This window comes from Streptomyces sp. M-16 (assembly GCF_052114405.1).
Classification (GTDB): domain Bacteria; phylum Actinomycetota; class Actinomycetes; order Streptomycetales; family Streptomycetaceae; genus Streptomyces.
In genome coordinates this window covers 1-18,166 of record NZ_JBFRER010000142.1, presented here as the reverse complement: position 1 = coordinate 18,166, position 18,166 = coordinate 1, and the positions used below count along the sequence as shown (strand labels likewise).

The 18,166-nt window shown below is 70.3% G+C and carries 16 protein-coding genes and 1 pseudogene; 8 read left to right on the top strand and 9 right to left on the bottom strand.

Features of this window, described 5'->3' with window-relative positions; translation table 11 throughout:
* The 3 genes and pseudogenes from AB4039_RS37260 to AB4039_RS37250 form a co-directional block, all read right to left on the bottom strand.
* Positions 1-425 (bottom strand): annotated as a pseudogene (locus tag AB4039_RS37260) (hypothetical protein); the annotation flags it as partial.
* Between the two features lie 116 nt (positions 426-541).
* On the bottom strand, positions 542-877 hold the full coding sequence (locus AB4039_RS37255; RefSeq protein WP_266839237.1) for a DUF6412 domain-containing protein: 336 nt from the start codon (positions 875-877) through the stop codon (positions 542-544).
* Positions 878-973: 96 nt separating this feature from the next.
* Positions 974-1,834 carry a class E sortase gene (locus AB4039_RS37250; protein WP_442272836.1) on the bottom strand — a complete coding sequence of 287 codons (861 nt, stop codon included), beginning with the start codon at positions 1,832-1,834 and terminating at the stop codon, positions 974-976.
* A gap of 56 nt (positions 1,835-1,890) precedes the next feature.
* Here AB4039_RS37250 and AB4039_RS37245 point away from each other — a divergent pair, with 56 nt between their 5' ends.
* From AB4039_RS37245 to AB4039_RS37220, 6 genes are all read left to right on the top strand, one after another.
* Positions 1,891-2,898, top strand: coding sequence for an SEC-C metal-binding domain-containing protein (locus AB4039_RS37245; protein ID WP_442272835.1), 1,008 nt, complete (start codon positions 1,891-1,893; stop codon positions 2,896-2,898).
* A gap of 115 nt (positions 2,899-3,013) precedes the next feature.
* Entirely contained in the window at positions 3,014-4,546 is a 1,533-nt protein-coding gene (locus tag AB4039_RS37240; RefSeq protein ID WP_442272834.1) for an ATP-binding protein, read from the top strand.
* On the top strand, positions 4,539-5,519 hold the full coding sequence (locus AB4039_RS37235; protein ID WP_442272833.1) for a PD-(D/E)XK motif protein: 981 nt from the start codon (positions 4,539-4,541) through the stop codon (positions 5,517-5,519). The genes AB4039_RS37240 and AB4039_RS37235 overlap by 8 nt, the downstream gene beginning before the upstream one ends.
* 16 nt (positions 5,520-5,535) lie before the next feature.
* Positions 5,536-8,493, top strand: coding sequence for a Z1 domain-containing protein (locus tag AB4039_RS37230; RefSeq protein WP_442272832.1), 2,958 nt, complete (start codon positions 5,536-5,538; stop codon positions 8,491-8,493).
* Between the two features lie 83 nt (positions 8,494-8,576).
* Positions 8,577-9,569 (top strand): DNA cytosine methyltransferase, encoded by a 993-nt coding sequence (locus AB4039_RS37225; RefSeq protein WP_442272831.1) that lies wholly within the window; start codon positions 8,577-8,579, stop codon positions 9,567-9,569.
* Positions 9,570-9,623: 54 nt separating this feature from the next.
* Positions 9,624-10,892 carry a DNA cytosine methyltransferase gene (locus AB4039_RS37220; RefSeq protein ID WP_442272830.1) on the top strand — a complete coding sequence of 423 codons (1,269 nt, stop codon included), beginning with the start codon at positions 9,624-9,626 and terminating at the stop codon, positions 10,890-10,892.
* 19 nt (positions 10,893-10,911) lie between these two features.
* Here the strand turns inward: AB4039_RS37220 and AB4039_RS37215 are convergent, their stop codons facing one another.
* The 6 genes from AB4039_RS37215 to AB4039_RS37190 form a co-directional block, all read right to left on the bottom strand.
* Positions 10,912-11,664, bottom strand: a complete 753-nt coding sequence (locus tag AB4039_RS37215) for a DUF6339 family protein (protein ID WP_442272829.1) — start codon at positions 11,662-11,664, stop codon at positions 10,912-10,914.
* Positions 11,665-11,858: 194 nt separating this feature from the next.
* Positions 11,859-12,842, bottom strand: a complete 984-nt coding sequence (locus tag AB4039_RS37210) for a hypothetical protein (RefSeq protein ID WP_442272828.1) — start codon at positions 12,840-12,842, stop codon at positions 11,859-11,861.
* The gene (locus AB4039_RS37205; protein WP_442272827.1) at positions 12,839-14,932 is read right to left on the bottom strand and encodes a helix-turn-helix domain-containing protein; all 2,094 of its coding nucleotides are present in this window, start codon (positions 14,930-14,932) and stop codon (positions 12,839-12,841) included. Before AB4039_RS37205 ends, AB4039_RS37210 begins: the two co-directional genes overlap by 4 nt.
* Positions 14,933-15,031: 99 nt before the next feature.
* Positions 15,032-15,475, bottom strand: a complete 444-nt coding sequence (locus AB4039_RS37200; RefSeq protein ID WP_442272826.1) for a very short patch repair endonuclease — start codon at positions 15,473-15,475, stop codon at positions 15,032-15,034.
* 19 nt (positions 15,476-15,494) lie between these two features.
* Positions 15,495-16,508 carry a hypothetical protein gene (locus AB4039_RS37195; protein WP_442272825.1) on the bottom strand — a complete coding sequence of 338 codons (1,014 nt, stop codon included), beginning with the start codon at positions 16,506-16,508 and terminating at the stop codon, positions 15,495-15,497.
* A 29-nt stretch (positions 16,509-16,537) separates the two neighbouring features.
* Positions 16,538-17,080, bottom strand: a complete 543-nt coding sequence (locus tag AB4039_RS37190; protein ID WP_266839244.1) for a GNAT family N-acetyltransferase — start codon at positions 17,078-17,080, stop codon at positions 16,538-16,540.
* A gap of 188 nt (positions 17,081-17,268) precedes the next feature.
* On the opposite strand from AB4039_RS37190, the gene AB4039_RS37185 reads away from it, so the two are divergent.
* Complete coding sequence (locus AB4039_RS37185) at positions 17,269-17,445, top strand: hypothetical protein (protein ID WP_266839245.1); 177 nt, start codon at positions 17,269-17,271, stop codon at positions 17,443-17,445.
* Positions 17,446-17,513: 68 nt separating this feature from the next.
* Positions 17,514-17,813: a hypothetical protein gene (locus tag AB4039_RS37180; RefSeq protein WP_266839246.1), complete on the top strand. Its 300-nt coding sequence runs from the start codon at positions 17,514-17,516 to the stop codon at positions 17,811-17,813.
* Positions 17,814-18,166: the final 353 nt, after the last annotated feature.

Genomic DNA, 18,166 nt, shown 5'->3' with positions numbered 1-18,166 from the left:
GGCGCGGCCGCGGCGGCCCGCCGCCCGCGCACCGCGCTCCACGCGGCCACCACCCCGACGGCGGCGAACAGCCCCAGGAACACCAGCCCCCGCGGCCCGAACGGCCCGCCCTCCCCGAGGGCGTCGGCCCACCGGGATCCGAGCGGGGCGGCGAACAGCCGGTGCCCCAGCAGCTCGTTGGCCGCACCGGCCACCTCCGGGGAGGAGAACGCCCGGTACATCACGAAGAACACCGGCAGCTGCAGCAGCGTCGGCAGGCAGCCGGCCACGGGCGTCGCCCCGCGGAAGGCGGCACGGCTCAGGGGGTGCAGGGCGAGCCGTACGAGCACGGTGAACAGCACGATCGCGGCAGCGGTCGCGGACTCGGCCAGTACCGGCTCCATGAGCCGGCCCAGCTCGGCAACAAGATGGGTGAAAACGGACACGCGGGCCCTCCGAGGGGTCTCGTCGAACGTCGAAGAAGGTGCATTTCGGCGCGACGACCCGCGAGGGGCGACGACAGTGATCAGTGAGCAGAAGGCGAGGGAAGTACTGCGCGCCCCTACGCGGCCGTCATGACGCGACGGCCCGGAGCCCTGGGCCGCGACCGGCCCGAGGCGTCGGGATCGCGCTGCGGCAGGAACGCCGTGCGCTGCTCGCGATCACGGATCGCGGTGCGTATTCGGTGCGGCGGCACGGACCGCACGAGGGAGGCCGCGAGCGCGGCGGCTCCGACGGCGACGGCCGCGGCCAGCGCGACCACGGCTGCGGCCAGGGCGTTCTCCCCCGACATCAGGCCGAGGATCCCGCCGAACACCAGCAGGGCGGCGAGCAGGGCACCCGCCCGCGAGGAGACCAGGAAGGACAGCAAGGGCCGCGCGTCGGTTCGTCGAGACATCCGGACCGCCCCCTCCCCCTTCCACGAGCCCCGAACTTCCGTACGAGATCGGGTACTCACGACCGATACTAACGGGCCCCACCGACAACGGCCCCGCTACGCCCTGAGCGTGCCCCAGACCACCAGCCGGTACGTGGAGGTGTACTCGGGCGTGCACGTCGTCAGCGTGATGTACGAACCCGCCTCCGCGTAACCGGCGTCGGGCCGGACCGTGCTGTGCGGCACGGGCGCGATCACCCCGGTGTCCCGCTCGGTGGTCTCGTTCAGCACCTTGCCCACCACGTACGTGTACCGCCGCCCCCGGACGTCGACGAGCAGCTCGTCGCCCGCCCGGAGCCGGTTGATGTAGCGGAAGGGCTCCCCGTGCGCATTGCGGTGCCCGGCCAGCGCGAAGTTCCCCGCCGCCCCGGGCTGCGCGGTCCCCGGGTAGTGGCCGACGTAGCCCTTGTCCAGCACGGTCCGCTTGTCGACGCCCTGAGCCACGGGCACGGTCAGGCCGAGGCGCGGCACGCGCAGCACGGCGTACGCCTCCTCGCGCCCCGGAGCCGGCGCCGGCGCGGGCCGCTCGCCGCCCCCCACCGATCGGCCGGGCGCCGGAGCACTCCCGCGCCCGGCACCGGGCCCGCTCGACGCCCCCTCGACCACGGGCACGTCCGGCACGTCCCCGTCACCCCCACCCGCACCCGCACCCGCACCCGCACCGACATCCGCCCCACCACCCGGGCCGGGCCGCTGCCCACCCCCCGCACCCCAGGCATGCTCCAGCTCCCGCACCTGCTCCTGGGCGGCCGCGACGGCCTGGCGGTTCGTCCACCACACCTGGTGCACCACCAGCAACGCCACCACCACGCCCACCGTGGTGATCGCCTCGGCACCCACCCACAGCAGCCGCGCGAGAGCGCCCCGGCGCCCCCGCCGGCCGCCCCCCTGCACCACCACACGCACGCGATCCCGCACGGCCCGCACCTTAAGACCTCCCCCCTCAACTGACCAGCAGCAGTACGGTGTGAACCATGCGCCCCGACACGCCTGCCGAGCACATCGCCGAAGCCGAGCGCCTCATCCGCACGGCGACCCGCTATCCCGAGGACCAGGAGCCGTTGCTCCTCCAGGCCGCGGCCCACCTCGAACTGGGCGACGCACGCGAGCGGGCGAGCACCCTCTACGACCAACTCCTGGCCGACGCACCCGCGAACCCGCACCTCATCAAGGCCCTGCAGGCCGCGAACCTCTGGGAGTACGGCCACGAGGCCGAGGCCCGCGCCCTGATCTCGGGCATCCGCGCCGCCGCCCCCGCGGACCCGGCGCCCTGGGAGGTGATCGCGGAAGCCCTGGAGGCCCACGACGAGCTGGAGGCCTCGCACGAGTGCTTCACCGAGGCGGCCACCCTCCTCACCTCCGAGGACACCCCCCTCACCCGCTCCACCGCGGCCCTCCTCACCGGCCGCCACCGCGTACGCCGCCTCCTCGGACTCCCGCACGACGACTGGGACATGGTCGCCGACACCCGCCACTCGGGCCCGATCCCCCTCGACGAACTCCACGACCCGAAGCGCATCTGGGCCCTGGGCTCCGACGACCCGGCGGAACTGCGCGCCGAGATCGCCCGCCTGCGCGCCGAACTGGGCGACCGCCGCGCCGCCCTCTCGCGCCCCTTCCCGGTGGCGATCCTCCACTGGCCCCAGCGCGAGCTCGCGGAACTCGTCGCCTCCTACCCCACGCTCGCGGCGGAGTACCCCTCCCACGCGGCCCACCTCGCCGCCACCGAGGCCTCGCTGCGCGCCCTGRCCGCCTCGGGCACCACCAACCTCGGCATCGTCACGGGCAGCGTCCCCTCCTACGAGGCCTTCGCCGCCTCGGAGAAGACCTCCCCGGCCTCCCCCTCCCTCCTGGCGGAATACGCCACCACCCTCGCGGCCCGCGGCAAGGCCACCCCCTGGCCCCCCACCCCCACCACCCCCTGCTGGTGCACCTCGGGCAAGCCCTACGCGGAATGCCACGGCGCCACTTCCGACTCCTGAGTTCCGACCGGCCCACCATCCGTGTCCCCCGGGTCACCCGGGGTCACCCGGACCTGCTCCCGGGAAGTCGGGCGGATTAGGCTCGTCCTCGATTCGACGACCCCCGAGGCAGGCAATGACCGACGACTGGCAGTTCGAAGTTCCCATCGCGGGCAGCAAGCATCTCCCCCCGGACGCCCGGTACATGGAGGCGCTCAGCAGTCAGGGATACGGATTCGAGGTCGCCATCGCCGACCTCGTCGACAACTCCATCGACGCCGGGGCCCGGGACGTCGTGATCCACTTCCTTCGCGATGAGGATCGGCTCGTCAGCCTGCTCGTCATCGACGACGGCAAGGGCATGACGGAGGAGGAACTCGACGTCGCCATGACCGTCGGGGGGCGACGCGACTACGACTCCCAAGCGCTCGGGATGTTCGGCACCGGCCTGAAGTCGGCCTCGCTGAGCCACGCGTCCGCAGTCACCGTCGTGAGCAAGACGCGCCGCACCCGGGCGGTCGGACGCCGGTGGCTGATGGAACGGGCCGTGAACGGCTACCAGTGCGACATCGTCGCCCCGGACTACGCGCAGACCCTGATCGACCGCTACGCGCAGAGGCCGATCACCTGGCAGGGCACCGTCATCCGCTGGGACGGGGTGAAGAACTTCCCCCGTCACGGCGGCGGCGGTCAGACCGATCGCTACCTCCATCGCACCATCAACCGGCTGGGCCTCCAGCTCGGCCTGTACCTGCACAGATTCCTGGCCCGGGAAGACTTCAACATCACCATCGCCGTCGAGGACGTCAACACCGGCACCGAGTACATGAACTTCGGGGTGGAGCCCCTGGACCCCTTCGGGTATCCGGTTCCCGGCCACGCCGACTACCCGCGTCGTTTCGACGTGGATCTCCCGTCGATGGCCCCGGTGGCCCTGCAGGCTCACGTCTGGCCCGCCAAATCGACCCTTGACGGATACAAGGCCGTGGGATCCGTGCTCGAACGCCAGGGCTTCTACTTCTACCGCCACCATCGCCTCGTGCAGGCCGGCGGGTGGAACAATTTCCGGCAACCGGAGCAGCACCTCTCGCTCTCGCGTATCGCCATCGATCTCCCACCGGCCGGCAACGACGTCTTCCGCCTGACCGTGAAGAAGGAAGGCGTCGACGTCTCTCCTGAGTTCATCGCCGCCCTGGACGACGCGCGGGACGCGAACGGTCGACGCTTCGTCGAGTACATCTCCGACGCCGAGACCGTGTACCGGGAGGCCCGCAAGCGGGCCGGCACCAGCCGGAAGGCAGTCGTGGGGCCCGGGAAGGGATTCGATCCCGTGGTGCGCGAGACCATCGAGGACGAGCTTCCCCTGTTGCCCGGCGAGGATCCCATCTCCATCCGCTGGCAGGAAATGGACAACGGGCACTTCTTCGAGATCGACCGGGAGAACCGGACCATCTGCCTGAACCGGCATTATCGTTCCGCGATACTCGGGGGACGCCGCGGCGGCCTGAACGACGCACCCACTCTCAAATCCCTCATGTACCTGCTCCTCCACCAGGTCTTCGAGAAGGAATACAGCGGAAGTCGCGAAAAGGACAACCTTCAGCTGTGGCAATCCGTCCTCGTGTCCGCCGCACGCACCGAACTCGAACGCATGGGTGACGATGACTGACAGCGCCGACTTTCCGGAACTTCCCTGGTCGACGGTCGAGCACTACCTGGGAGAACGGCAGGCCGCGAGCTACCGCCTCTCCCCACCCACCGCGAAGCGCGCGGTCTGGTACGAGATCGCGGACGGCGGCCAGGCGATCTCGCTGCAGGTCGAACTCGCCCGGCACCAGCAGCCCCCTCGTTCCTCGCTTCCCGCGGTGACCATCGACCAGGTCCATCGCGGCGGCGCCCGCATGGCACGGATCCACACCACGCAGGTCGCGCTGATGCGGGACTTCCACGACCTGCTGATCGCGGTCGCGGACCGCGTCGTCACGGGTGACCGTGATCTTGGGCAGGCGTTCGAGGAGACCGTCCACGCCTGGGGCGAACTGCTCAACCGGCCACGGGGCCTCGGTGTGGAACGACGTATCGGCCTGCACGGCGAACTCGCCGTCCTGCGGGCCGTGGCCCGGACCCACGGCTGGGCCGAGGCCGTCGACGCCTGGACCGGGCCCAAGGCCGAGCAGCACGACTTCGGCTTGCCGTCGTTCGACCTCGAGGTGAAGACGACCGCCTCCGAGGAGCGCCGGCACACGATCCACGGGATCCGCCAGCTGACGGAGAGCGCGGGACGCCCTCTGTGGTTCGCCTCGCTCCAGCTGACGCGCGGCGGGCTCGGCGGGCGCTCCCTCGGCGAATCGGTGGCCACGGTGCTCCGTGACGCCCGTGCCGCACACCGCATCGCCTCGACTCGGCTGGAGGGAGCCCTCGCGTCGTGCGGATGGAGCGAGAGCGAACCGGACGACGAACGGTGGAACCTGCGCAGCGGGCCCCTGCTCGTCCCGGCGGATCGCCTACCGAGGCTGACCGATTCCATGATTCCGTCGGGTGTGCGCGAGCACGTCTCGTCGATCGACTACCRCATACATGTGGACCATCTGAGCCCGACGCCCGGCTCGCCGGTCGACCTCACCGACTTCCGTCTTCCGTGACCGACGAGGATCCGCCATGACCGACATCGAATCCGTCCGCCTTTCGCTGCACAGTGCCGTGCTCTCCGATCTCGACGGCAGCAAGCCGAAGAACCTGGCCCGCGCCCTGGTGTACCAGGCCGAGGACATGACCCCCGAGGCCGAGGACTGCGCCGACGAGGCGGACTTCCAGGGCGCCCTGAAGGACGCACATTCGACACACCAGCTGGTCGAGCTCTGGCGCAGGCAGCTCACCCGGTGGGATTACGCGGACAAGCCCGGCTGGACCGAAACCCCGCCGCGTACGGACGAGCGGCGAGCCGACGTCTACCGCCTGCTCAAGCTGGAGGAGGCCACGCGCATCCTGCTCGACGGGGTGATCCCCGTGTCGAAGGCGGCCGGTTCCGTGGTGATCAGCCCCGAGCACAAGCCCTGGTACACGCCTCAGTCCCAGCTCAGTCGCCCTCACTATTGGCCCGCATATCGCCGGCTGCTCGCCGACAAGGGTTGGCCGGCGGACGCCGTGGCCGCCTTGGACGTGGCCACCGACCAGGTGGTGGAGCGACTGGCGGACCCCACGGACCCGGAGGTCTACCAGTCCAAAGGGCTCGTCGTGGGCTACGTCCAGTCGGGGAAGACGGCCAACTTCACCGGTGTCATGGCCAAGGCCGTCGACGCCGGCTACCGTCTGATCATCGTCCTCGGCGGAACCCTCAACATGCTGCGGGCCCAAACGCAGCGCCGCCTCGACATGGAGCTCGTCGGCCGGGAGAACATCCTGCGAGGGGCGGACGCGTCGGAATCCGACTACGCGGACGACCCTGCATGGATCTCCGACGGCTTCGTGACATTCGGCAGCCTTCCCTCCGCACTGGGCGCCTTCGACATCGTGCGCATGACGACGCGGAACGACGACTACAAGAGCCTGCTGCAGGGGATCACGGCCCTGGAGTTCGAAAAGCGGGAAACCGCGCTGCCGCTGTACGACCAGCAGAACCTGCATCGTTCCTCTGCGCGCCTGATGGTGGTCAAGAAGAACAAAACGGTCCTGTCCAAGCTCGTCAAGGATCTGGGGAAGATCAAGACCCCGCTCGCCGAGATCCCCGTACTGATCATCGACGACGAGTCCGACGAGGCCTCCGTCAACACCGCGAAGCCCGACGCGCAACGCAGTGCGATCAACGAGCAGATCTCGAAACTCCTCAACATGCTGCCGAGGGCACAGTACGTCGGCTACACCGCGACGCCCTTCGCCAACGTCTTCGTGGACCCGAGCGACACCGAGGACATCTTCCCCAAGGACTTCCTCATCTCCCTTCCGCGGCCTGAGGGCTACATGGGCGCGCGGGACTTCCACGACCTGGACTCCGAGATCGAGGAGGCGGAGCGGACGTTCGCCAATTCCAACGAAAAGGCGCACGTCCGCGACATCGTCGACGACGACGAGGACGACACCTGTCTGCAGCAGGCCATGGACATGTTCGTACTCACCGCCGCGATGAAGTTGTACCGCGAGGATGTCGGCGCACTCGGCGACGGCTACTTCGAGCACCACACGATGCTCATCCACGAATCGGTGCGCACCGGCGTGCATCGTGAACTGCACGACCGTGTGTTGGGTCTCTGGCGTGATGCGGGGTACATGGGCCCTCGCGGCCACGCCCGCCTGCGCAAGCTGTTCGAAACCGACGTCGCACCGGTATCCGGTGTCCGAGCCGACGGACACGTCGTGCCTGCCTCGTACGACGAGCTCATGCCGTACGTGGGTCCGGCGAGTGTGAGGATCGGGGGCGACGACCGTCCGATCATCGTCGTGAACGGGGACCAGGACCTCGAAACGGGCGAGGCGGACTTCGACAAGCGCCCGATCTGGAAGATCCTCATCGGTGGCCAGAAGCTGGCCCGCGGATTCACCGTCGAGGGCCTGACGGTGTCGTTCTTCCGCCGTCGGGCCGGGAACGCTTCCACCCTGATGCAGATGGGACGATGGTTCGGGTTCCGAAAGGGATATCGCGACCTGGTCCGCCTCTATCTGGGCCGCAAGGAGACGATGGGGCGCAAGGAAATGGACCTGTACGAATCGTTCCAGGCCATCTGTCTCGACGAAGAGGCGTTCCGCTCGGAGCTGCACAGGTATTCCGTGATGGTGGACGGACGCCCACAGATCACTCCCGCCCAGATTCCCCCGCTCGTCTCCCAGCACATGCCGTCGCTGAGGCCCACCAGCCCGAACAAGATGTACAACGCCCGCCTGGAACTGGTTCGCTCCGCCGGCCGTTGGGAGGAACCGACCGCATATCCCCAGAAGGGCGAGGATCTCCGACACAACACCGAACTGTGGCTCCCGACCCTCGAATCGCTGGGGCACCGGGCGGAGAGCTACGGCTACCACTTCCCCGAGCAGGGCGTCACTCACCGCTTCCGGGCCCTGCGCGGAACGCTCTCGGCGGCCGACCTGCTCGACACGCTCGGCGGGTTGCGTTGGGAAGTCCCCGACCAGTTCCCGCCGCACCTCAGGTACATCTCCGAGATCACCGAGTCCGGAAAGGTCTCCGACTGGGTCGTCCTGGCGCCCCAGCACGCCTCGACCACGGAGGCCAAGACGGTGGTCCTCGGCTCGGCGGGCCGCTCGTACTCCTGGTTCTCCCGAGACCGGCGTGCCGACCGGGGGCCGCTCTTCGGAGCGATCAGCGACAGGAAGCACCGTGGGGTCGCCCACCGGATCGCCGGAGCCCTCGAAGACTCGGGGGACTCCGCCACGGAGCGTCTCGTCGCCGAACGTCGCGGCGTCGTCGTCCTCTATCCGATCGTCCAGAGCGCCCACCAGGGCTCGATCGGCGCGGACCGCCGCATCGATTCGGACAAGATCGTGATGGCGTTCACCTTCGTGGCCCCTGCGGCAGCGCACAGCGCGAACGGACAGGTCGTCCAATTCACGACCATCTCCTCCAAGCCGAGTGCGATCATCGACGTCACGGAGATCGACAACCTCTGATCTCTCGGCACGTCGTCGAGGACGGCGGTGAGGCGGTCTCCACCCGTCTCACCGCCCGGCGGCACGGAGGAGCCTGGGGCGGCATGAATACGCGGAATCCGGAACGGCTGAGATCACTGGACGTCTGCTCCGGTGCCGGCGGGTTGGCCCTGGGGCTGGAGCAGGCCGGCTTCGATCCGGTGCTCCTCCTGGACAACCGTGACGTGGCGTGCCGGACCCTGCGGGCGAACCGCCCGTCCTGGAACGTCCACGAGGGGAACCTCCTGGACTTCGACCCGGCCGAGCACACGCAGACGTACGACGTCGATCTCCTGTCCGCGGGCCTGCCCCGGGTCAAGGCCACCGCGACCGTGGCCCGTCCGGACAGCGAAGCCGAGCTCGAACTGCTCCGGGCCACGATGTACCTGCTGCACGGGGTACAGCCCCGCGCCCTGCTCGTCGAAAACGTCCCCGACCTGGTGACCAAGCCCGCCTACGAGCCGGTTCGGACTTACCTCGGGGAGGAGCTGTCCCACCTCGGATACCGGCATCGTTGGTTCGTGCTCAACGCTGCGGACCACGGTGTGCCGCAGACGCGACGTCAGGGCATTCTGGTGGCCTTCAAGGGGGACGCACTGGACCGCTTCGTCGAGCCGACTCCCGCCACACCCGCACCCCACCACAGGACGGTCGGAGAGACTCTGCTGGAGTCGATGTCCGCGCGCGGTTGGAGCGACGCGAAGAGGTGGGCGGCGCAGGCCGACGAACCGGCGCCCACCCTCGTCGGCGGCTCGTGGGAGCGCGGTGGGCCTGATCTCGGACCCTCGGGGAGCAAGAAGGCCTGGGCGCGCATGGGCGTCGACGGTGCGACGGTGGCGGACGACGTCCCGGACGAGAACTTCCGATGGGACCCCGACCTCGGCCGGCCCGGCATGATGCCCCTCACAGTGGCCCAGGCCGCCCTGCTCCAGGGATTTCCTCCCTCCTGGCGGATCGAGGGGCGCAAGACGGCGATGTACCGGCAGGTCGGACATGCCTCTCCGCCTCCCGTCGGTCGTGTCCTGGGCGCGTCCATCGCCGCCGCGCTGCGCGGCTGACGAGACGCGGAGAACGGCGATCGACGTGTGGCACGGTGACTACACTTGGCCCTCATGACCAGAAAGCCGCCCCAGCCGTCTCAACATGGGCAGATCCGCGTCATGGACCTGTTCGCCGGTGCCGGCGGCTTTTCTGCCGGGTTCAACCGATACACCCCGACTGACGGCCCGAACCCCTTCACTTCGGTCGCCGCCGTGGAGTTCGACCGCGCCGCCGCCGCGACGTACGCCGCTAACTTCGGCGGCGCGCACGTCTATGCGGGGGACATCACGGATTTCGACCCCACCCCCTTCAAGGGCCAAGTCGACGTGATCATGGGTGGCCCGCCCTGCCAGGGGTTCTCGGGGCTGGGCAAGGAGGACCCTGCGGACCCGCGCAACGAGCTCTGGCAGGAGTACGTGCGGGTGGTCGCGAAGGTCCACCCCAAGCTCTTCGTGATCGAGAACGTCGACCGCTTCCTGAAGTCCCCCCAGTACAGGGAACTGCTGTCCGCCTCGACCACCCCCGGCCACCCGCTCCACGACTACACCGTCGTGGAGGCCGTGATGAACGCCGCGGACTACGGAGTGCCCCAGGCACGGCGTCGTGTGATCGTCATCTGCACCCACAAGGACTTCGCCCAGCCCTTGAGGCACCCCGAGCCGACGCACCACAAGAACGGGTACGAGCCGGCGGACGCCCAGGGCTCCCTGTTCGACTCCCTCCCGGCGGGGGCGTCACTGCCGCGCTGGGTCCCGGTGTCGAAGGTCTTCGATGTCTCCGCCGAGCGCCCGCTCCTGGAGCGGATGCCCGAAGCCCGAGGCAAGGACGATGCCACCGCCGGGCACTACCTCACGACGGACCTCCACTTCGGCCGCCGGCCGGAGAACCTCTCCCGCGCCCGCTACATGGCGATTCCCGAGAACGGAAATCGGAAGAATCTCCGCGGGATGTACTACCGCCTCGATCGATCGGGTCGGATTCGCCTTTCCACCGAAGACGGCTACAAGCGCCTCAAGGGCCAGGAGTTCTACCTTTCCACCGAAAGCTGGGACAACCACAATTCCGGCTCGGGTGACGTCATGGGGCGCCTGCGCAAGGAAAAGCCCTCGGTGACGATCCGCACCGAGTTCTACAAGCCGGAAAAGGGCCGCTACCTCCACCCGACGGAGAACCGCCCGATCACCCACTACGAGGCCGCCCTCATCCAGGGCTTCCCCGAGACCTTCAAGTGGCACGGTACGAAGATCGAGATCGCGCGTCAGATCGGCAATGCGGTACCCGTCGGTCTCGGTACCGCCCTGGCCCGGGCCATCCACACCTTCCTGGCCGAGCACGCCTGACGGCTGCCGTCGGCCCCTCTCACACCCGGTCCGACGGCTTGGTCAGCACCACACCGTCCGGCACCCTCGCCGCGGGAACCCGGGGCTTCTTCTTCGAGCGGTCCCGCAGTGGTGCCTCCACGAGCAGCTGCTCGAAGATCGGCACCAGGGTGTCGACCGAGGAGGGGGGCACCCCACCGTCCTGCGGCCCCTTGGGCAGCCGGTCCCACGGCGCCGCGGCAGCATCCTCCGCCTCGTCGATCCAATCCTGAAGGGCGTCGGTGTCGATGCCTCGGTCCGGCGCGAGCACGTCGTACACCAGTGTGCTGCCCGCGGCGTTCACGGCCGCCGAGAGGGCGTTCACCTGATCTCCGGGGCGCGGCACGCCGGCGGCGAGCCGACGTTCCAGCACCCTCAGGATCGCCTGAGCGGTGGGACGGTGATCGATGACGTCCAGGCGCATCGTCGACTGCAGCACGTCCTGCACACGGCAGGCGGTCTCGATCGGGCGATAGTCGGCCCCGTCACGGAAGAGTTCGGCCGTCCACCACAGGCGGGAGAACGCCTGCGTGTAGTGAGGCCCGGAGAAACGCGCCGCCGTCGCCGTCCCCGGCCCGGCCTCGGTGTCCGACGCACGGTGACGCCATGCGACGTAGTCCGGAGCCACCACCATGGCCAGAAAGTTCCACAGCCGGCTGTCCGCCGCCTCGGCGCGCGTCATGCGCAGGGTCGCGTGCAGGCGGGGCGCGAACCATCCGTCCGCGGCGGTGCGGTCGTCCTCGAAGCGGCGCACGGCCTCGTCGACGAGGACGCGTACCGGCTCCGTGCGCCAACGGTGTGCGGCGCCCAAGGCTTCGGAAGCCTTCCGCAGTGCGACCTGGGGCGGCCGTTCCTGYCCCGTCTGCACCGCCCTGCTGAGGTACTTGGCCACCGAGGCGTCGGACAGCAGACCCAACGTCGGGGGGAGTTCCTGTACCGGTGTCCGATTCACCTGGCGCCACCCGTCCCTTCGATGTTCTGCAGGGAACGCACCGCGTTCGTGAGGTTCCTCGTCGCACGACTGCGCCTGCCCGCGGCGAACTGCACACCGGTCTGGATCTCGGCCCACCCGTAGCCCTTGGTCCGCCGCTCGGCGATCTCGTACAGTGCGTCGGTCAACTGACGGCCGGGCAGCACGTCCGGAAGCATGGCCTTGAGGACCGACTCCCGCCACCCCCTGGGCACGAGCGGAGTGCCGTCCTCGTCCGTCTCCAGGTCGCTGATCGCCGTGTGGAACATGGCCGTCCAGGCGTCCTGGGCGATCTGGGTCGTCGTGAGATCCCGCACCATCCGCTCCGCACGGCTTCCCCCGGTACCGTGCAGGGCATCCATCAGACCCTCGACGGCAGCGGTGTTGAGGTACACGGTCGGAACGTCACCCGTGGTCTCGACGATCCACGCGGACTCCCTGTACGGCCTCAGCCACTCGAGGTCGACCTCGGTGAAATCGAGCTCGACGATCTCGATCTCGCGCTGCCGCGCGGGCGTCGAGGACTTGAGGTCGATGTACCAGTCCTGCGTGGCCGTCGCCACCGACCGGCCGGCCACCCCGTCGACCGTCGCGACCACCACCACGCCCAGGGTCGCCCGGCGGAAGTGCAGGGCACGATCGAGTTCGATCGTCCCCGTCATGGTGCCGTCGCCGGACCTGGTCAGCACGACGGTCGAGCGGACGTTGGTCGCCTTCTCGGCCAGAACCGCGAGGAACACCACGTCCGACCACGGACCCTCCGCGACCTCCTGTTCCGGGAACGTGACCGCGACCCGAAGCCGCGCCCGATCCCACCGCTGCCGACCCGCCTGGTGGAGAGCGACGGCGCGGTCTGTTGCGGAGATCATCGAGTAGGGGAGTTCGCGGCCGTCCACCGACACGGAGGTCACTCTCAGTTCGACGTCTCCGAAGAGCGTCCGGTAGGGGAACACCGCCGTCATGCCGCACCTCCGCGCGCCTTCTGGACCTCCACGACGAGACGGGCGTAGGAGCTGCGCACCGGATGCGTCGCCGGATCCGTGGTCGCGCGGAACACCGCGCTGCGTACTCCGGCCTCGACGACGAGATCACCGTCCTCCACCCGACAGTTCTCGTCGGCTGCCAGGATGGCCCAGTCGACCACGGGGCGGCCACCCGACCGGACGTCGAACTTGGCGACCGGCGTCAACCGCCACGGATCCTCGGCGGCAGGCAACCGGATCTCGACGATCACGCTCCAGGCGCCGGATTCCTCCACCCGCGCCCGGACCTCACGGACGACCGGAAAGGCCGGGACGCGGCGCTGCGCCCCGCTCGGGGCATCCCACCTGAGGAGCTCGCGCAGAGCTGCGGGCCCTCCGGAGCTCTTCGTCTCCCGCCTGCCGACCAGGCCCCGCACGGCCTTGTCCACATCGCTGCGGAATTCCTTGAGGCGGCTCACGGCTCCGCGCTCGTAGAGCGAGGTCAGCTCCTCCGTGCGGTCCCACCGATCGTGCTCGGGAGGCTCCGACGCGCGCAGGAAGGCCTCGGCCAGTTCCACGTCCTCCCCGTCCCGGTCGGTCGCGTAGCCGGCAAGCAGCACCGCTTGGAACGGAGTTGTTCCGAGCGGCAGTTCCCGGGGGCGGTGCTCGCTGATGGTCATCCGGTTTCCCCGCATGCACACCACACGGCTGTGTCGCTCGTCCCCGTCCGCGGCTGGGGTGAGCAGCAGTACGGCCCGGTGTTCCCGACCCTTGGCCCCAGCCTTCCCCTTGCCCTTGAGAGGCGTCACGATCAGCGGCACCTCCACGCGTGCCACCTGGTCCTCCGAGGTGAGATTCTCGACCGTACGACCGTCGAGGTGGGCCTGCAGGGCACGGCTCAGGGCCGGGTGACGGCTGTGGGGGTCCACTCGCTCTTCACGCACGACCACCTCTCCGTCCCTGAGCGTGGTGACACATGCCTCCAGGATCGGTCCGGCCCCGACGCCGCCGATCATCGCCGCCCAGAAACCGTCGGCCAGCGATCGGACGAGCTTGTCGTGGAGGTCCCGTAGCTCCTCTGCGTCGCCCGAGGCATCGTGGGCGCCGACGACGAGGAACGAGGTGCCGGGTTCGTCACCGCTCCGCTCCAGGTGCAGCTCTCCCACCGCGTCCTCGTCGGCCCACCACGACCTGGAAACGTCCTTGTGGGCCGGATCGGTGTCCGGTTCACCGAACCAGGCCGGCCCGGCAAAGGCCTCGCCCCCGACCTGACGCCACGGCAGGTCGAGCCGTCCGATGAGACGTCGCTCCGTTCGACCTTCGTGCGGCACGGAGAGCGTGGAGTTGATCAGGACGAGGCCGAATCGACTGGCTGCCCACAAGGTGGCCTTGCCGAGGCCGTACGAACCTCCGGCCCGACCGCCCGCCTGCTTGTGGCTGTCGAGCTGGCGCCTGACGACGGCGGCGAACCGGCCGTCCTGGTATTCGGGTCCGGTCAGCCCGGTGGCGTTGTAGTCGTCCACCCGCAGGAGGAGCAGGGAGTCCTTCGACTCCAGATCGTCGAGCGCGGCCCTGAGGCTCCGCGAGACCTTCTGCCCGGTGGACGCAGCCTGTTCGTAGTGGGGACGCAGGTCGTCCCAGCTCAGCGCGGCCAGGAACGCGGACAGGTGGGAGCCGGTCAGCTCGTGCAGGGTGTAGCGCACCCGAACCGGGCGGCCGGGATCGAGCCGCTCGTCCAGCGCGTTCTGCGTGGCCTCCCTCGCCAGCACCGTCATGTCGGCGTCGAAGGCGAACGCGGCGGCGTTGCCGTACTCGCGGCCGCCGTCGGCATGGGCCGTCCGGTGGTGCCACTGAAGCGGACGACCGGGCGAGACATCGGTCGTCCGGCTTTCGACCAGATCGGGGTTCGTGCCGAACACCTCCGCCAGCGCGTGCTTGGTCTCTTCCCTGGGTTCGGCTCGGCCGTTGACCCAAGCGGAGACCGCCGCCCGGGTCAGGCCCAGTCGCATCGCCAGATCCGTCTGCGACATGTCCATGCGACTCAACTGCCGTGCGAGCCAAGGGCCGAATTCCTCGCCGCGCTGATCCATGCCCCGCGCCCTCCGCTGTCCACCCCGCCACGGCATTGGTCACGATCACCCTAACAGCGAGGATTTGACATCGGAGGCAGTGTCAAAAACCGAAAACCATCAATATGATCGTCGCTTCGCACCATGCTGCTCGCGACGGGCCGTGACGGCCTCCAGCACCCGTTCCACCGCCTCTTCCACGCTCTCGTGTTCCCAGACGCGCAAGACCAGCCAACCCGCTTCGGCGAACCGGCCATCGGTGTCGAGGTCCCTGCGCCGATTCCCCTCGATCTTCTCCCGCCAGAAGTCCGCGTTGTTCTTGGGCCAAGTGGCGTGTACGGGACAGCCGTGCCAGAAGCAGCCGTCCACGAAGACCGCCACGCGTGCCGGACCGAACACGATGTCCGCCTCGCGCCGCACACCCTTCACCGGCCGCCGGTGAATGCGGTATCGCGCACCCCTGGCGTGCAGCGCCTTCCGCAGCGACACCTCCACGGAGGTGTCGCGGCTCTTCTGCCGACTCATCCGCGCACGCACGCCGGCCGTCGTTGAGAGTTTCTCCACCACACCATTCTGGACCGCGCTACGGCTCCCGGACCCGGTCGAAGGGCAGGGCCAGCTGTTGGTGGCCGCGGGCCAGGGCTGTGGGTGGGGTTCGGSGGGGGGTGGTGAGGGTGAGGAGGGTGCGGAGGGCCGCGATGACTTCCGCGGGGGTGTCGCGGATCATCGACGGGGTCGCGCTGACCACCAGGACTCCGTGGGACTCCAGGCGCAGCCGGCGCCGGAGCGTGGCGTGCCAGGCGTCGCGGGTGTAGTGGTACTCCGCCGAGTCGACCTCCAGGGCCACGCCCTCGTCGGGCCAGTAGGCGTCCGGGGTGGCCAGGAAGGTGCCGTCCGGGGTGTAGAGGCGGGCGTTCCACAGGGGGGTGGGGAGGTCCGTGCCGGTGAGGACGTCGCGGGCGCGGGCCTCGGCGACCGAGCGGACCCCGGCGAGGAGTTCCGTGGCCGCCGCGCGGATCTCGGGGCGGGCCAGGAGGCGGGAGGCGCGGAGTTCGGCGTGCAGGTCGTGCGGGTGGCACCAGCCGGCCTGGACGACCTGGGCCAGTACCGAGCGGATCCGGTCGGGGCGGGCCGCGCGCGCGGCGAAGTCGGCGGCGGCCCGGACCGGGCGGGTGCTGGGGATGCCGGACACCGTGAGGGTTCGGGGCCAGCGGGTCGTGGGCCGGGGCCGGACCTGGGGGAGCGCGGCGAGCCGGCGCGGGGCGCGGATCACGACGTCGGCGGGGACGTCCGGAGCGTCCCGGATGCCGAGGAGGGCGAGGGCGGCGGCGCCGGTGAGGGCTGCCGTGTCGCCGGAGAGCGGGTCCGCGGCGGGCTCGGCGGCGTACAGGACCGCGGCCAGGGCCCGTTGGCGGTGGTCCGGCGGGCCGGTCTGGAGGAGGTAGACCCGGGGCAGCAGGCGTTGCCAGGGGCCGCCGGGGCGGGTGCGGGAGGTGAGGGTGGCGCTGGGGATGCCGGCGGTGGTGGTGAGCTGGTGGCGGGTGGCGAGGCCGAGCTGGCGACGGGCCACCGGTACGGGTTCCTTGAGCGTGATCATGGCCCCGGTATGCCCGTGCGGGCGGCGGTCTACCTGTCGCGGCCCGGGTGATCGGGGGACAGGAAGACGACCACGCCGCTCTCGGTACCCGGCAGGGCGGACACCTCGTTCCAGCCCAGGCGGCGGTACGTGGCCACCGTGTCCGTGGCCAGCCGCGAGGTCAGCAGCCAGGCCCGGCGCTGCGGGGCGTCCGCGGTGATCTCGGTGAGCAGGGCCCGGCCGGTGCCGTGGCCGCGCGCGTAGGCGCGTACGGCGAGTTCGTCTATCTCCAGCGCCCCGACGAGGAGTTCCCGGACCCGTTCCGCGCCGAGCTGGGCGGCGACCTGCGGGTAGGCGCGGGTGCGCGGGAAGGGGGCGCCGGTCAGCCAGCCGGTGGCGAACCCGTCGATGCCGGTCGCCGACTGGGCGAAGGCCGTACGGAAACCGGGGCGCCGGACGTCGGCCTGGAGGCGCGTCGAGAACTGGCGAATGGTTTCTTCGCCTTCGTTCCAGGGTGGGGCGGAGAAGACGTCCGCGTAGGCGTCGGCCAGCTCGTCCGCGAGGTCGAGGACGGCCCGTCCGTAAGAGATCACGCTGTCGGCTCCTGGGGGGATGGGTGGGGTGCGGGGGGCGGGTGGTGAGTTGAGGGGGTTTCCTCCTGGAAGACCGAATCTACGCCCAGGAGGTTCCCGCTCCCGTGGGTGCGCAGAAACGGCGAGTGTGCGACAAATCGGCCGTGCGGCGTCCGTGTCGCGGACGGGGGTGGGGCGTTGAGCAGCGCGTGGACAGACTGCTGCGGGCGGCGGGCCGGTGCGCGCTCGCGTTCCTCCTCGTCCTCGGGATCGTGGCGCTGCTGCCGCGCGCGGTGCGGGAGGCGGTGCCGGACGCCGTGGTCGGCGGGGCCGTGCTCCTGCTCGGGGCGGTGGGTGTCCGGCGGGCGTCGAGGGGCCCGCGTTAGCCTCGTAGGCGACCCATCGAATGATCGAATGATCGAATCAGCAGACAAGAAGAACGAGGGAGTTCGACATGGCGCGGGTACCGAGTTCCGTGGTGGCGGCCGCCGGCCTGGTCGGCGGCTACGCCGTCGCCCGCTGGACCAAGAAGCGGCCGCTGGGCGGCGTCGTGCTCGGCGCGGCCGGGCTCGTGGCCGGACGGGAATGGCACCGCCGGGGCGGCACCCCGGCGGCGGCCGGGCTGGGGGCGCTCTACCTGGCCGGCTTCGCGGGGGCGCACCCGCTGGCGAAGAAGGTCGGCGCCTGGCCGGCGGTCATCGGCGCGGCCGGGGTCGTCGCGGCGACGTCCTGGGCGGTCGCCGACCGCGGCTGACCCACGTACGGGCCGACTGCGGCTGACCCACGTACGGGCCGACTGCGGCTGACCCCGCGTACGGGCCGACTGCGGATGACCCCCAGCGCGGGCCGGCCACGGCTGACCGTGCGCGGGTCGGCCGCGGTTGACCCGTGCGCGGGTCGGCCGCGGCTGCCCCACGTACGGGCTGACTGCGGGTGACCCCAAGCGCGGGCCAGCCACCAACAGGCCGGGCTCACGGGCGGTCGGGCCGTCAGGCGCTCGGGCCGTCAGGCGCTCGGGCCGTCAGGCGCTCGGGCCGCCGGGCGCTCGGGCCGCCGGGCGCTCGGGCCGTCAGGCGCTCGGGCCGCCGGGCGGTCGGGCTGCCGGGC

What these genes read in the sequence shown, in the direction of transcription:
- AB4039_RS37210 (WP_442272828.1), bottom strand. Translation starts at nt 12,842, where the DNA reads ATGACGGCGGTGTTCCCCTACCGGACGCTCTTCGGAGACGTCGAACTG.
- AB4039_RS37180 (WP_266839246.1), top strand. Translation starts at nt 17,514, where the DNA reads ATGGCGCGGGTACCGAGTTCCGTGGTGGCGGCCGCCGGCCTGGTCGGC.
- AB4039_RS37240 (WP_442272834.1), top strand. Translation starts at nt 3,014, where the DNA reads ATGACCGACGACTGGCAGTTCGAAGTTCCCATCGCGGGCAGCAAGCAT.
- AB4039_RS37220 (WP_442272830.1), top strand. Translation starts at nt 9,624, where the DNA reads ATGACCAGAAAGCCGCCCCAGCCGTCTCAACATGGGCAGATCCGCGTC.
- AB4039_RS37255 (WP_266839237.1), bottom strand. Translation starts at nt 877, where the DNA reads ATGTCTCGACGAACCGACGCGCGGCCCTTGCTGTCCTTCCTGGTCTCC.
- AB4039_RS37230 (WP_442272832.1), top strand. Translation starts at nt 5,536, where the DNA reads ATGACCGACATCGAATCCGTCCGCCTTTCGCTGCACAGTGCCGTGCTC.
- AB4039_RS37225 (WP_442272831.1), top strand. Translation starts at nt 8,577, where the DNA reads ATGAATACGCGGAATCCGGAACGGCTGAGATCACTGGACGTCTGCTCC.
- AB4039_RS37205 (WP_442272827.1), bottom strand. Translation starts at nt 14,932, where the DNA reads ATGGATCAGCGCGGCGAGGAATTCGGCCCTTGGCTCGCACGGCAGTTG.